General features: G+C 31.6%; 12 protein-coding genes and 2 pseudogenes. 3 read left to right on the plus strand and 11 right to left on the minus strand.

Annotated elements, in window-relative coordinates; genetic code table 11:
* Positions 1-320: 320 nt before the first annotated feature.
* Both M4I33_RS06445 and M4I33_RS06450 read left to right on the plus strand, forming a co-directional pair.
* Positions 321-1796 (plus strand): C69 family dipeptidase, encoded by a 1476-nt coding sequence (locus M4I33_RS06445; RefSeq protein WP_257916038.1) that lies wholly within the window; start codon positions 321-323, stop codon positions 1794-1796.
* Between the two features lie 11 nt (positions 1797-1807).
* Positions 1808-2248, plus strand: coding sequence for a hypothetical protein (locus M4I33_RS06450; protein WP_257916039.1), 441 nt, complete (start codon positions 1808-1810; stop codon positions 2246-2248).
* Positions 2249-2307: 59 nt separating this feature from the next.
* Here M4I33_RS06450 and M4I33_RS06455 read toward each other — a convergent pair whose 3' ends face one another.
* Complete coding sequence (locus tag M4I33_RS06455; RefSeq protein ID WP_257916040.1) at positions 2308-2718, minus strand: hypothetical protein; 411 nt, start codon at positions 2716-2718, stop codon at positions 2308-2310.
* Positions 2719-3185: 467 nt separating this feature from the next.
* On the opposite strand from M4I33_RS06455, the gene M4I33_RS06460 reads away from it, so the two are divergent.
* A complete protein-coding gene (locus M4I33_RS06460) occupies positions 3186-4001 on the plus strand; it encodes a hypothetical protein (protein WP_257916041.1) in 816 nt (271 codons plus the stop codon).
* A gap of 458 nt (positions 4002-4459) precedes the next feature.
* On the opposite strand, the pseudogene dhaT reads toward M4I33_RS06460, so the two are convergent.
* The 10 genes and pseudogenes from dhaT to M4I33_RS06510 form a co-directional block, all read right to left on the minus strand.
* Positions 4460-5623 (minus strand): annotated as a pseudogene (dhaT, locus tag M4I33_RS06465) (1,3-propanediol dehydrogenase).
* A 55-nt stretch (positions 5624-5678) separates the two neighbouring features.
* Positions 5679-6107: a heme-binding protein gene (locus M4I33_RS06470; RefSeq protein ID WP_257916042.1), complete on the minus strand. Its 429-nt coding sequence runs from the start codon at positions 6105-6107 to the stop codon at positions 5679-5681.
* A 16-nt stretch (positions 6108-6123) separates the two neighbouring features.
* Positions 6124-6636: a cob(I)yrinic acid a,c-diamide adenosyltransferase gene (locus M4I33_RS06475; protein WP_257916043.1), complete on the minus strand. Its 513-nt coding sequence runs from the start codon at positions 6634-6636 to the stop codon at positions 6124-6126.
* 16 nt (positions 6637-6652) lie between these two features.
* Entirely contained in the window at positions 6653-7003 is a 351-nt protein-coding gene (locus M4I33_RS06480; protein ID WP_257916044.1) for a glycerol dehydratase reactivase beta/small subunit family protein, read from the minus strand.
* A 3-nt stretch (positions 7004-7006) separates the two neighbouring features.
* Positions 7007-8842: a diol dehydratase reactivase subunit alpha gene (locus tag M4I33_RS06485; protein WP_257916045.1), complete on the minus strand. Its 1836-nt coding sequence runs from the start codon at positions 8840-8842 to the stop codon at positions 7007-7009.
* Positions 8843-8860: 18 nt separating this feature from the next.
* The gene (locus M4I33_RS06490) at positions 8861-9280 is read right to left on the minus strand and encodes a diol dehydratase small subunit (RefSeq protein ID WP_194191514.1); all 420 of its coding nucleotides are present in this window, start codon (positions 9278-9280) and stop codon (positions 8861-8863) included.
* 21 nt (positions 9281-9301) lie between these two features.
* Positions 9302-9865 carry a propanediol/glycerol family dehydratase medium subunit gene (locus M4I33_RS06495; RefSeq protein ID WP_194191513.1) on the minus strand — a complete coding sequence of 188 codons (564 nt, stop codon included), beginning with the start codon at positions 9863-9865 and terminating at the stop codon, positions 9302-9304.
* Between the two features lie 13 nt (positions 9866-9878).
* A pseudogene (locus tag M4I33_RS06500) lies at positions 9879-11529 on the minus strand (propanediol/glycerol family dehydratase large subunit).
* 274 nt (positions 11530-11803) lie between these two features.
* Positions 11804-12538 carry a response regulator gene (locus tag M4I33_RS06505; RefSeq protein WP_257916046.1) on the minus strand — a complete coding sequence of 245 codons (735 nt, stop codon included), beginning with the start codon at positions 12536-12538 and terminating at the stop codon, positions 11804-11806.
* A gap of 11 nt (positions 12539-12549) precedes the next feature.
* Positions 12550-13782, minus strand: a complete 1233-nt coding sequence (locus tag M4I33_RS06510; RefSeq protein ID WP_257916047.1) for a PocR ligand-binding domain-containing protein — start codon at positions 13780-13782, stop codon at positions 12550-12552.
* Between the last annotated feature and the right edge of the window lie 136 nt (positions 13783-13918).

A 13918-nucleotide genomic window follows, 5' to 3' on the forward strand; every position in this document is an offset into this window, starting at 1 on the left:
TATATTGTATTTCTTTAAAAATCCAATCTTTAAATTCATTTTAATTTAACAAATTGTGACATGTCAATGAATTTGTTTATATTTTGTTCATATATAGCGAACATTTAACATTTTCTGTGCTTTTTATAAAGGTATTGTATTTATTTTAAAATTTTTCCCGCACTTTTATATAAATTAGACAAATTTTTAAAAGATATTTTTTATAAAGTTTTCTCTTTAAACTTTAAAAGCAAAACTTAGTGTAAACGTTTATTATTTTTATTGTTTTGGTAATTTTAGAGGAATAAAATTAAATTACAGAAGGTATGAGAGGTGATAATATGTTAAAAAAATTTTTAATTTCACTTATTTCTACATTAATTATAACTGCAACAATTCCTCTTGCAACTTATGCTTGCACTACTGTTTTAGTAGGCAAAGATGCAACTGTAGATGGTTCTACAATTATAGCTAGAAATGAGGATGCTAAAACAGCTTGGACTAAACGCTTTGTAGTAATACCAAGCGAAACTTTTAAAGATGGTGCTATGTATGTATCTAAAGGAAATGGATTTACATACCCTATGCCAAAAGAAACCCTTAAATACACAGCAACTCCAGATTGGGATCAAAGTGCTGGTAACTATTATGAAGATGGGATAAATACTAATGGTGTTTGCGTTAGTGCTACTGAGAGTGCTACTGCAAACGATAAAGCTTTAAAGGCTGACCCCTTAGTAGAAAACGGTATTGGGGAAGATTCTATAGCTACAATCCTTTTAGGAAGAGCTAAAACTGCAAGAGAAGGAGCTGAGCTTCTAGGAAAAATAATAGAAACTAAAGGAGCTAGTGAGGTAAATGGAACTATAATATCTGATAAAAATGAAATATGGTATGTAGAAAATGGTTCTGGACACCACTGGGTAGCTAGAAGAGTTCCTGATGATTGCTATGCAGTTATTCCAAACAAACTAGTTATAGGAAACGTTGATTTAAATGATACTGAAAACTTTTTAGGTTCTAAAGATTTAATAGAGTTTGCAAAAGATAATGGACTTTATAATGATAAAACTGATGGCGGATTTAGTTTTAAGCTAGCTTACGGAACTGATAATGAAGAAGATGCAAAATATAATTATCCAAGGATGTGGGATGGGCAAAGAATTTTAACTCCCTCAAAGGAGCAAAAAATCACAAGCCATGATTTTGAAACTTTCTTAAAACCTGATCAAAAAGTTTCTGTAGACGATGTTAAAACCGTTTTGCGTTCTCACTTTGATGGAACTCCTTATGATCCGTTTGGAGAATACAAAGATCAATATAGACCTATAAGTGTTCCTCAAACTATGGAATCACACATAATTCAATGTAAACAAAACTTACCTAAAGAAGTAGGCTGTATTCAATACTTAGCTTTAGGAGTATCAGATAGAAGCACTTATGTTCCTTTCTACTCTGGTATAACAGAAACACCTAAAGATTATCAAAAAGGAACTAACAAGCCTGATGATGAATCAGCTTATTGGACTTACAGAAAAGCTGCGGCTATGACTAAGCCTTATTATGATAGGTTTCAAGGAATGTATACTAAACCTTTAAGTACTGCTTTAGAAGCAAAACTTGATGAGGAATTAGATAAAAATACTGAGCATTTTAAAGATTTAGTTAAAAAAGACCCTAAAAAAGCTTCTGAAGAGATGAACAAATATACTGAAAAAATGGCAAATTATGCTCAAGAGAAAACTAAAGAGTTAAATGATAAATTAATCGTTGCAACTACTGCTCAAACTCCTGTTAAGCATAATTCTAAATTATAGGGGGGATTTTTATGAAAAATACTAAACTTAATAAAAAAGCTTTATTTTTAGTTTTATGTCTTTCTATTTTTTCTTTTGGGTTAGTTGGCTGCGAAACTTCTGGTATAACTGTTGATACTGTAAAAGAATCAATAGATAAATTGCCAAATCCAGCTTATCTTACTGAAAACCAAAAGTCAGAAGTAGATAAGGTAAATGAAGATTTTGAAAAGTTATCTAAAGAAGATCAAGATAAAGTATCTAACAAAGAAAAACTATTAGTATCTTTAGCTACATTAAAAGCATACGGAGAAACTAAAGAATCTGTAGATAATGACTTTAAAATAGCAGATGAATTTAATAAAAAACTAGAAAATGTTACTGATAAAAATAAAGATGCTCTAAAAAAAGAATATGAAAACTTAACTCCTGCACAAAAAACTTTAATAGTTAAAGATATTAATAATATATAATACAGCATCTGGATTTATCTTAAAAGAGAAAATGTTTTAAGTACATTTTCTCTTTATTTTTAATAATCTTTAGAAAAAATAAAAATCGCTTCAACTTTACTATTAGGTTCTTCTTTATAATCAGGTGCATAAATACTTATACCGAACTTTTTTGAAGTAATCCCTTCGTCATATTCAATTTCGTTATCACTATTTTTAAACAATTTCTCTATTTCTTTAAACGTCATATTAAATAAATCTTTGTCTTGGAAATAAACACTATTATCTTCTTCAAATATTTCTATACCTTGACATATATATTCATCATCATAATATATATGAAATTTTTCAAAGTCATCTGTAATTACACTATCTTCATCAGTCTTTACAAATTTAAACGGTTTAATAGAAACTATCGCTTCTATCTCTTTACTAGTCATATTAAATAGTATTGGTTTAGCTCCTTTAAATGGTTCTATTATAAATTTCAAACTTCCTACCACTCCTTTAAATAGTATTAAATTTCATTAGAACTTAGATTTATCATATAATTTATTCACTTTAAATAATATACTCGACAAGAGCCAACACTATCAAAGTTAAATCCAATTATGCCAATATTTAAGGTAATACCACTAAATCTTCTTCTCATATGTTTAATAAACTTTTTAATCATATGGCACCCCTCCTTATTTTTCTGTACTATTTTTGACTCTTGTAAGGTATGCCCCTTGCCCAATATACTCAATACCATTTTAACATAATATTCCTTTTTTAAAATAGTATGTTAAATATTTCAAGGCACCTCCACTAATATAGTTTTATAGTAATTCTCACTTCCACTACAACATTGTTTTGCTTCTTTGTTGGTATTTTACTAAAATCACCTGAATAAAGGCACTTTTTTATGTCCATAATCAAAATAACTAAAAATTTCAGAATTTTTCGAGGTGAGATTATGGTACATACACAGGCTTGTCCCCATTGCGATTCAAAACATTTTATTAAATACGGTAAATATAGGAATGTCCAAAGGTACCAATGCAAAGATTGTCTTAAAACTTTTAATGAAGGAACTGGACTTGTCTGGCATAACACTAGAAAAAGCGTAAACCTTTGGGATAAATACACTCGTCTTATGCTATCTGGTGCTACAATACGGGATTGTGCATATAGATTAAATATCTGCATAGAAACATCGTTTAGATGGAGACATAAAATACTTAAACATATAGAAACTTATACAGATTCTAGAAGAACTCATATAGTTACAGCTATGAGACATACTAAGTTCTTAGAAAACTTTAAGGGCCAAAAGACTCCCCCTGTTTGCACTATTTCTAGAAGAAAAAATATCTTTGTAGCTACAACTATTAACAAAAACAATTACTCTCTAGCTAAGATATCCTTTGATTCTATGAGCCCTACAAAGGAATCTATAGAGAATTTATTAAATGAGTTTAATCCTGTATTTAATACTTATTTCCTGCCAGGTAAAGATAGATTTTCTTATCTTGTATCAAAAAAATTAAACTACTCTCTTCATAAAAATAAAGAACTAGAAATTTCTAAAGAAGAAAGTGAAATTTTACTTAGTAATTGTTCTGATTTTATATTGAATTTAAGAAGATGGCTTAGAAAATTTAGAAGCGTTGCTACAAAATATCTTCAAGTTTATTTGAATTGGTTTGTTTATATTTACGAAGGATCCTATGAAAAACATACTATTTTATCTAATCTTATAAGCTCTATTTTTTGTATAAAAGTAATTTAGTTTTACTTTTACTTTAATCCTAATACAAGTATATTTCAATAGCTTGTCCTTAGTATAACTACTTGTCTACTATGATTTAGTTTTTATAGTTTGTCAAAATAATTTTTACTTGTCCAAAACATCAAAAATTTACCCACATATAGCGAAAATCCCTTGTACCAATAATTTCTCGTAACAATGTTGTAGTTTTTTTAGGATTTTAATTTTTTTATTATTGTATAGAGAAGGCTATTATTTAAGCCCTATGCTACAGCTAAATACCTGTAGTTTTAGCTTATAAAATATTTTAATTTAACTTACCCATTTTTCTACAAATCCTTATACTTTCAAATACATAAAAACCACCTTGCATGAAGCAAAGTGGTTTTATGTTTGTTGTTATATGTTGTTGTTGTTTAAAATCTATATATCGTGCGTTATTTTTAATTTATTAATGTTTACTTTAAGCTATTTTCCAATTAGAATGCAGCTTTGAATATTTCAACGATGTCTCTTTCGTTACCTTTTCTTGGGTTTGAGAAAGCATTTCCATCTTTAAGTGCCATTTCAGCCATGTATTCGAAATCTTCTTCTTTGATTCCTTTATCTCTTAATCTAGCTGGGATTCCGATATCTTGTGATAATCTGAACATAGCATCGATTGCTTTTTGTGCAGCGTCCATTACTGATAATCCAGTGATATTTTCTCCCATAAACTCAGCTATATCAGCGAATTTTTGAGGGTTAGCTATTAAGTTGTATTTACATACGTGTGGTAATAACATAGCGTTTGCTACTCCGTGTGGCATGTCATATAATCCACCTAATTGGTGAGCCATAGCGTGAACATATCCTAAGTTTGCATTGTTAAATGCCATACCTGCAAGTAATGAACCGTAAGCCATGTTTTCTCTAGCTACTAAGTTTTCTCCTAGTGCTACAGCTTGTCTTAAGTTTTGTGATATTAATTTGATAGCTTGGATAGCAGCAGCATCTGTTACAGGGTTAGCATCTTTTGATACGTAAGCTTCAACAGCGTGAGTTAAAGCGTCCATTCCTGTTGCAGCAGTTAATCCAGCAGGTTTTCCAACCATTAATATTGGGTCGTTTATTGAAACTTGAGGAAGGTTTCTCCAGCTTACGATAACGAATTTAACTTTAGTTTTTGTGTTTGTGATAACGCAGTGTCTTGTAACTTCTGATGCAGTTCCAGCAGTTGTGTTTACAGCAACGATTGGAGGTAATGCATTAGTTAAAGTTTCTATACCTGCATAGTCATATAAATCTCCTTCGTGAGTTGCAGCGATACCGATTCCTTTACCGCAGTCGTGTGAGCTTCCTCCACCAACTGTTACGATCATATCACAGTTTTCGTTTTTGAATACTTATAATCCGTCTTTTACGTTAGTATCTTTTGGGTTTGGTTCTACTCCATCATAGTAAGCAACTTCTATTCCTGCTTCTTTAAGGTATTTCTCTGTTAATTCAACAGCTCCACCTTTCATGCTTCTTAAGAATTTATCTGTAACTATAAGAGCTTTTTTTCCACCTAAGATTTTACATCTTTCTCCAACTACAGTTATTGAGTTTGCTCCCATAAAGTTTACGCTTGGTACTAAATAATCATACATTCTCATTTTTATTTCCTCCATTTTATCTGTTATTTATATAAATTAAAATATATATTAGCTTAAATTATTATGCTCTATTAAAAGCTTCTACAGCAGCAGTTGCTATAGCCATATCTTCTTCAACAGTTCCGCCACTTACGCCAACTGCTCCAACAACTTGTCCATCAACCTTTATTGGGAATCCACCACCAAAAGGTACTATCTTACAGTTGTTTGTTAATTGTAAACCATAAAGGCTTTCTCCTGGTTTTACACACTCAGCTATTTCGTGTGTTCCTTGCTTTAAGCAATTTGCTGTGAAAGCTTTGTTTATAGCTATTTCAATGCTTGTTACGAATGCATCTTCCATTCTGTGCATAAGCATTAAATTAGCTCCCTTGTCTACAGCTGCAAAACAAACTGGTACGTTCATTTCTTTAGCCTTTTCTTCAGCTGCTTTAGCCATTTCTTTAACTACTTCTAAGCTTAACTCTTTTACTTCGTTTAACTTTTTCATAAAGTTACCTCCTTTATTACTTAACTTCTTCATACCTTGCTACTGCAAATAGGCAATCTGAAAGTCTATTAATATACTTTTTGATTTCTTCTCTTAAAGAGATAGTTTCATCTAGTAATGTCATATTTCTTTCAGCTCTTCTAGCTATAGTTCTAGCTACGTGAAGGTAAGCTGATGATTTGTTTTTTCCTGGTATTACGAATTCTTTTAAGGGTCCTGCTATTTCCATATAGTGATCGATTTCGTTTTCTAAGCATTCTATATGCTCTTTTTGTATCTTATCTTTTAAAAGTTCTAAGCCCTTTTCGTCACTTGCAAGTTCTGCACCTAACATAAATAGCTCTACTTGAATTTTTCTAAGAAGGTCTTTTTCTCTTTTCCCTTCTATTTCAGCGTAAGCTATTCCTATAAATGAAATTAATTCATCTATAGTTCCGTAAGATTCCACTTTTAAGTCAGATTTTTTAACTCTGCTTCCTCCGAAAAGTGCTGTTTGACCTTTATCACCTGTTTTTGTGTAGATATTCATAAAAATTCTCCTTTTGTTAAAGGTTTTTAAGGGGCATACCTTTTACTAATCTTGCACCGTTAGCTCCAAGGCTTCTAAGGGTAGTTTCACTCTTATTTATACTATCTATAAATAAGGGTGAATCTTCTTTTAATTTATCAGTTGTTAAACTTATGTTTCCCTTTGAGTCTATTCCTATTCCAACAGAAAGCTTTGATCTGTTAGATGCTAAATGTGCTAACTTTTTTGAATCATCATCTATTTCTTTTTTAAGGGCAAAAGGGATTCCTTCTTCTTCTATTCCATAAAGCACTTCTAAAATAGTTTCTTCTTCTACTTTTTCATTTAAAAATACCATTATGCTAGGAGCGCTATAATCTTTTTTCATAAATTATGCATCTCCTTCATAAGCAAGTACAAGTCCTGTCGCTACTGCATTTCTAGGTCCTTCTACTCCTCTTATATTTCCTCTACCTGCAACTACTCCGTAATGTGAAAGTGCATCTGTTACAAGTTCTGGTATTTCAAAATCTAATGAAGATCCTCCAACTAAAACTACAAACTCGATGTCTCTTATGTTTCCTGTTGGTGAAACGCTCTTTAAAGCTCTTAAACAGTTAGTTACAAAAACTCTTTCTTTAGCTGTTCTTCTAACGCTCTTAATTTTTTCAAGAGAATTTTGACCATCTATTGGGATTAAGTTTCCGTCTTTTATTATTATTATCTTTGCAAACACTGATGAATCTAGTGGTTTATCAAAGAATTCTACTGTTCCATCTTCATGTCTTATATGGAATAAACTTTCAACTTTAGCTAGAGGGTACTTTTTGATGTCTTCTGCTAGTTTAAAGTCTTCTATGCCAAGTTCTGATTTAATTAACATAGTAACCATATTCCCAGCTCCAGCTAAGTGAATTGAGTTTATTTCTCTCATTTTATTTATTATAGAAGCATCAGTTGAACCTGCTCCCATATCTAATATTGCAAGTGGTGTGCTAGTTCCTGGAGTTGTTAGAGCTCCTCTAATTGCCATATCGGCTTCAACTCCACCAACTTCAACTTTTACATTAAGCTTATCTTCTAAGCTTTTTGCAATTATTTGCATTTGTAACTTGTGAGCTTTAACCATAGCAGCAATTCCTACTGCATTTTCCATTGAAAACTCCTTAGCAAGTCCACCTTTTACTCTTTGTGGAATAAATGTATCTACTGCTAAAAGGTCTTGAATCTTTATGTCAGTAACGCTTTGGTTAGTAAGTTCAGCCATAACTCCTCTTACTTTTTCAAGCATTCCTCCAACGTTTGACCCTGAGTCTCCTCTTAAATCTTCAATCGGAGTACAAAGACTTACAGCTTCCATTATCTTTTTAGCTCCGTCTTCAACGTCAACAGATTCTTTTCTTTTAAATCCAGTAATATTTATTTTTCCTGCTGGTATTTTCTTTTCTTTAACATCACCTTCTGGAGTTTTAATAACTACAGCTGATCTGTTACCTATAAGTGCTCTTGATACTGGTACTATCATCTTTGTTTCTTCTGATGTAAGTCCAAAAACAGTTGCTATTCCGTAAGGGTTTGATAGTTCCTTTATAACTGAACCTTTATCAGCAACTTCAACAGCTGCTCTCATGTTAACTGGAACTTTTTCAAGTAGAGATACTTCATCAACTATAGGTATTTTTTTATTTAATCTATTGTTTATTAAAACTCCGTCATCTCTTTGAACTATACAAGCCTTAATATTTAATCCTCTCTCAGTAGCTTTGTTTATTTTATAAACAGCTTCTAAGAAACTCTTTTCCTTTAAGACAAGTGGTATAAATGCATTTTCTTCTTCACTTAAATCATTTGCATCTATCTCTTCTAAACTGTCTAAGTCGATAGTTTTCCCGATTCCAAGACCGATTCCTCCTGGAGTTGTTGGGTTGTGACCTATCATTGTAGATTCAGTTATTATTGTTTCTGTTATAGTCTCCATAGCTACATCACCAATAACTGGTGCAGCTTCGTTGATTCTAACTAGGTCTAATTCTTCTAAAGTAATATTTGCACGCTTTAGTGCCATATTTAAAGAATCTATTACACCTCTTATATTTTCTTCTGTTCCTTTGATTCCTGTAGTTGGAATTATTCCACTACTTAAGAATTCAAATCCATCTTTAGTTACCCTACCAAGTGCTGTTTCTGTAGATGAGTTTCCTATATCAATTCCTGCTATGATTTTCACGTGTTACACCTCACTTGATTATTCTTCAGTTCTTAACTTCTTTCTTTCCTCATAAACACCAGCTGCTTCACGAACGAAGTCTGCGTTTATTTTTGCTCCATATTTATGCTCAAGTTCATCAGCTATAACATATAGATCTTCTTTAGTTGAACGATAAGGTCTTAATGCGTTATACATTTCTAGTATTCTATCATCTGGAACGCTTATAAGTTCTGCTGCTCTTCTAAAGTTTCTAGCGATTGCATCTCTGTTCATGCTCTCAGCTATTTGAGCTTGCATCTCTAAAGTTTCTGGTGAGATTCTTATATCATCTGCGTTTATTTCTCCATTTAGAACTTTATCTAATGTAATATCATTTAATTTTTTTCCAGTTGGAGTTGTTATATCATTACCTCTTTTAGCTGTTAGAGGATAATCTTTTGCAGTAAATTTTTCCATAATACTTTCAATCCTTTCTTCTTAGAAGCTAACTTCTAATTGTAGTGGTTTTTTCCCGTTATCTACATACTTAGTTTCTTTTATGTGAAGTAATGCAGCTTTAGCCATAAACTTAGGTCTTACCATTTGGTCGTTCTTAACTGGTACTGGTGTTGGTGATTCACCTTTTGCATATTTTGCTGCGTTTTTACCTATTAATCTGTAAGTATCAGGAGTTAGTAGTGGAGCTTGTGAAAATAACTCTAAGTTATTTAAAGGAAGTAAATCTTTTTGGTGAATTACTGTAGTTCCTTTTGATTGAATTCCGATTCCTATTCCTGATCCACTTAATTCTGCTGCATCGTGAGCCATAAATGATACGTCTGAAGTTCTGATTACTCTAACTACTCTTGCAGTTAATCCTTCTTCTTCTACTCCGGCTATCATTTCCATTAATGCTACGCTATGTGGTACATCAACTATTGTTTTGTTTTGGTGTTTGTGGAAAGCTGGTCCTAAAGCTATAACAACTTCGTCAGGTCTAACGTTTGACTTAGCTTCTCCAACTTCCTTTACAGTAAGTTCTGGTATAAAAGTCTTTTCCATCCGTCGTCTCCTCCTACTTAATATCTTCTGGCTGCATTACAGTTGGAACGTTTTTAATTTCTTCCCATCTTTCGCCATCTAATCTATAACCTGTTCCAGGTCCCATATAATCGTTTATGTCATTTACAGCACTTATAACGTTAAAGTCTTTATCAAGTATTGCTGATGTTTGAAGATAATCTCCTGTAACTCTTTGCTTAAGCATGTTAAGTAAGTTGTTAGCTACATCTTCAAGATTATTTTTGCTTAAAGCTTTTATTATATCTAATCCTGTAATTCTTCTTTCAAGCATTTCTTCTGCTGCTTTTAAGTCTTCTACTATGTTTCTGTCTGGCATTTCTTTACTTAGCTGCTTCTACTTCTTCGTCAGTTACATCTGGGAATCCTAATTCTCTAAATATAACTTGGATACATCTAGCTGCTTTATTTCTAACTTTAATAGTTTCTTCTTCTGTTACAGGCTTAACTCCACCGTCAACTTTTAAGTCTCTTTGAAGTATGTTGTAATCATCAAAGTCTTCTGCATCAAAGTTTGATCCAGCAAACATATTATCGTAGTTTGGAACTGCACTATATCCTGAGAATATGAAGTCTGTTCCTGGAAGCATTTGCATAAGCATTCTTGCTGTTCTTCTTATATCTGAGTGTGAGAAAGTTTGATCGTTTGCTGATGCTACTTCTATATCAAGCATTGCAGCTATTAAGTTTTCTCCAAGTACAGCTCTTATTCCTGAAGGAACAGCCCCTGTCATTCCGATACAACTTACAGCTCCGTTTTGAAGTCCTTGAACTCCAGCACCTTTAGTTATGTAGATACATCTTGATTCTAAGTAAAGCATTGATTTACCTTCTGAGTATCCCATTAATGCTTCTGAACCTGTTCCTGATGTAAATCTCATTTTAAGTCCTCTTGAAGCATAAGCTGATGCTAAGAATGCTTTTGACCAAGGAGTATCATCTCCATCTGTAAATACAGCTTCTGTTCCGTATACTGAAACTGTTTCTGCATAACTTGTAAGTCCTCTCATTCCAAGGTCAAGTTCAGTTGCTTCCTCAACAGCACATTGAGTTAAAACTCCACCTCTACCAACTTGTGAACCTACTAAAATAGCAAGTGCATTAAATGGTGCATATCTTACGATACCTACTGTAGTTTCTTGCTCTGCGAAGCCTCTAAGTGCTGCTTCAGCTGCATCTGCTGCGATTTGTACTGGGTTGTCTTTTACGTTTGTAACGTGACATTGGTTTGCAGGAGTTCTTCTTGCTCTCATTTTTTGAAGAGCCATCATCATCTCAACTACGTTCATCTCTTCTATTACTTCAACAGCTTTCTTTGGAGTGATTGCAGTTGTTAATTTAACGATGTCATCTCTGCTTACATTTATATCAACTAATTTTTTTGCTATTTCTGTAGCTGAAAGCTTCATAGCATCTTCAGCTTCCTCTAAGTTTATTGCATAATCAGCTATAAACTTGTCTATCATATCAAAGTCTTCTCTTTTTTTACCGTCTAATTCTACAACTAGTCCGTTTTCTATTTTTATTGATGATTTAGGATCATTTGGGTTATCTAAGGCTATTAATCCTTCTTCTGCCCATTCTCCGATAAGTCCGTCTTGATTTACAGGACGCTCTGATAATACTTGGAATCTTTTAGATTTCACTTAAATCAGCCTCGCTTTCAAAAATTTAATTTGTTAATTTTTTATCTATGTCTAGATTGTAAACCATAGTCACATTTTTGCCATTGAATAATAACGCACAGTTATGTTAAATTTTTGACTAATGCAAAAGATAAAAATAGGATTATTTTATCCCATTTTTAGAAAAGGTTAAAATAATCCTATTTTTTATACAGATTTGTACTATTTAATTGTATTTTTATATGACAAAAGCGATATTTTCATATCGCTTTTGTTTTATCTCTATCAAATTTAGTTATTTTTCTTCTCTAAAGACCTTAGGAGTGACCCCTGTTGCTTTCTTAAATACCCTTATAAAGTACCCGCAATCGTCAAAACCTAAATCTAAAGATATATTTATTATAGGTAAATATGTATTTTTTAAAAGCTCTTTTGCTTTTTCTATTTTTTCTTCGTTTATGTATGATATAACAGTTTTTCCAGTTTCTTTTTTAAATAATCTACTAAAATAGCTAGGGCTTAAATTGCAAAAAGATGCGATATCTTCTAGCTTTATAGGCTTTGAAACATTATCTTTTATAAATTTTTTCCCCTTTTTAATTAAATCTTCTTTGTCTTCTTTTACTATTACTTCTTCACTTAAAACTTCTACTGATTTCGTATTTATTTTATCAATGATATTGTTTACTATATCTATAATGTTTGATGGCTTAATAGGTTTTAGTATATAATCAGTTCCTCCGAGTACTAAAACTTTATGTATAAACTCAAAATCATCATATGCTGTGATCATTACTACTTTTTTGTTTGGATATTCGTTTTTTATAAGTTCTAAAGCTTTAACTCCATCTATCCCTGGCATCTTTATATCCATAAATATAATATCAGGATTAAACTCTCTATTAATTTCTAAAGCTTCTTTACCGTTTTTTGCTTCGTAAACTTTAGAGATTCTTTCATTTTTTTCTAAAATAGCTTTTAAAACTTCTCTTTCAAGCTTTTCATCATCTACAACCATTACATTAACCATAACTTATCTCCTTATATTTTTTTCGGAATAATTATGTTTACTTCTGTCCCTTTGCTTATTTGACTATCTATTTTTATTTCATAATCGTCTCCAAAGCAATAATACATTCTTTTATTTACGTTATTAATCCCTATCTTTTCTAAGCCGATCTTATCTCTATTTTTTATTTCTTCTCTTATTTGAAGTAGTCTATCTTCTAAAATCCCGATTCCGTCATCTTCTATTTTTATATTTATATTATCACCTAAAGAAGAAATTAATACGTTAACATACCCGCCTTGCTCCTTTTCTTCAATACCGTGAAGAACTGCGTTTTCAACAAATACTTGAAGAGCTAAAAAAGGTATTTGGAAGTTTTTTACGCTTTCTTCTACTTCTAACTTATATCTAATCCTATCTTCAAATCTGACCTTTTGGATCTCAAGATAAGCTTTAATATTATCTACTTCTTCTTGTATTTTTACTATCTTGTTTGCTTTTTTAAGAGTATATCTTAAAATATGTGATAAATTATAAATTACATCTGATGTTTTAGGTGCATCTTCAATTATTGCAAGTGAAGATATGCTATTTAAAACATTAAATAAAAAATGAGGATTTATTTGAGATTGAAGTGCTTTTAACTGGATTGCTCTATATTCTTCTTCAAGTTCAAGTTTAGCTCTCTCTGCTATAGCTATTTCAATATTCTTTTTATAGATCTCGTTTTGAGTTCTTTTAAGCATAGCTTCTTCAACTATATAATTACTTATATGAGACATCATCTCTGAAATCGATTTGATTTTTTTATAGCTTAGCATAGGAATGTTTTCATAAGCTTTAATTATTCTATCTTTTTCATCTTCGTCGTACTTAAGGTCTTTAACTAATACTCTTTCAATGTCGTGTTCTTCATCATCTTTAAGAAGCACTTGCCCGACCATAACTGCACCTAAGTATTGTCCGTCTATTATAATAGGCACTGCGACATCTATAAGACCCCTATGGCATTTATAAATATAAAACTTTCCTTCTCTTGCAGCTTCAAGTCCACCTCTAGAGTCGCACTTTTCGCAAAGCTTAGAAAACTCTTTTTTTTCACGAATAAGAGTACAATACTCACTACATCTGCTGTGTTTAGTTACAGGAATACCTTTATAATCAACTGTGATTATAGAACTTTCAGTAGCTTTTGCAATATCGTCTTGAATCTTTTGAAACGTATCAACATTAATTATTTCTCTAATATCAAGTAAACTAGCCATATATCCTCCTATAATTCTCATCTTTTGATTTTATTTTATGTATTTTAAAAGGGGCTTTTTAGCCTCTAGTTCTATTTAATCTCTTTCTTACTTGAAAGGATTTAAGATAAATTGCACTCTTAAATTTGTAGTAGAT

The organism is Clostridium sp. LY3-2, from assembly GCF_024705715.1.
Lineage (GTDB): Bacteria > Bacillota > Clostridia > Clostridiales > Clostridiaceae > Clostridium.

Bases quoted from the DNA above. Each gene is read 5' to 3' on its own strand.
- M4I33_RS06480 (WP_257916044.1), bottom strand. From the start codon at position 7,003: ATGAAAAAAGATTATAGCGCTCCTAGCATAATGGTATTTTTAAATGAA.
- M4I33_RS06470 (WP_257916042.1), bottom strand. From the start codon at position 6,107: ATGAAAAAGTTAAACGAAGTAAAAGAGTTAAGCTTAGAAGTAGTTAAA.
- M4I33_RS06505 (WP_257916046.1), bottom strand. From the start codon at position 12,538: ATGGTTAATGTAATGGTTGTAGATGATGAAAAGCTTGAAAGAGAAGTT.
- M4I33_RS06450 (WP_257916039.1), top strand. From the start codon at position 1,808: ATGAAAAATACTAAACTTAATAAAAAAGCTTTATTTTTAGTTTTATGT.
- M4I33_RS06460 (WP_257916041.1), top strand. From the start codon at position 3,186: ATGGTACATACACAGGCTTGTCCCCATTGCGATTCAAAACATTTTATT.
- M4I33_RS06475 (WP_257916043.1), bottom strand. From the start codon at position 6,636: ATGAATATCTACACAAAAACAGGTGATAAAGGTCAAACAGCACTTTTC.
- M4I33_RS06445 (WP_257916038.1), top strand. From the start codon at position 321: ATGTTAAAAAAATTTTTAATTTCACTTATTTCTACATTAATTATAACT.
- M4I33_RS06490 (WP_194191514.1), bottom strand. From the start codon at position 9,280: ATGGAAAAATTTACTGCAAAAGATTATCCTCTAACAGCTAAAAGAGGT.
- M4I33_RS06495 (WP_194191513.1), bottom strand. From the start codon at position 9,865: ATGGAAAAGACTTTTATACCAGAACTTACTGTAAAGGAAGTTGGAGAA.
- M4I33_RS06510 (WP_257916047.1), bottom strand. From the start codon at position 13,782: ATGGCTAGTTTACTTGATATTAGAGAAATAATTAATGTTGATACGTTT.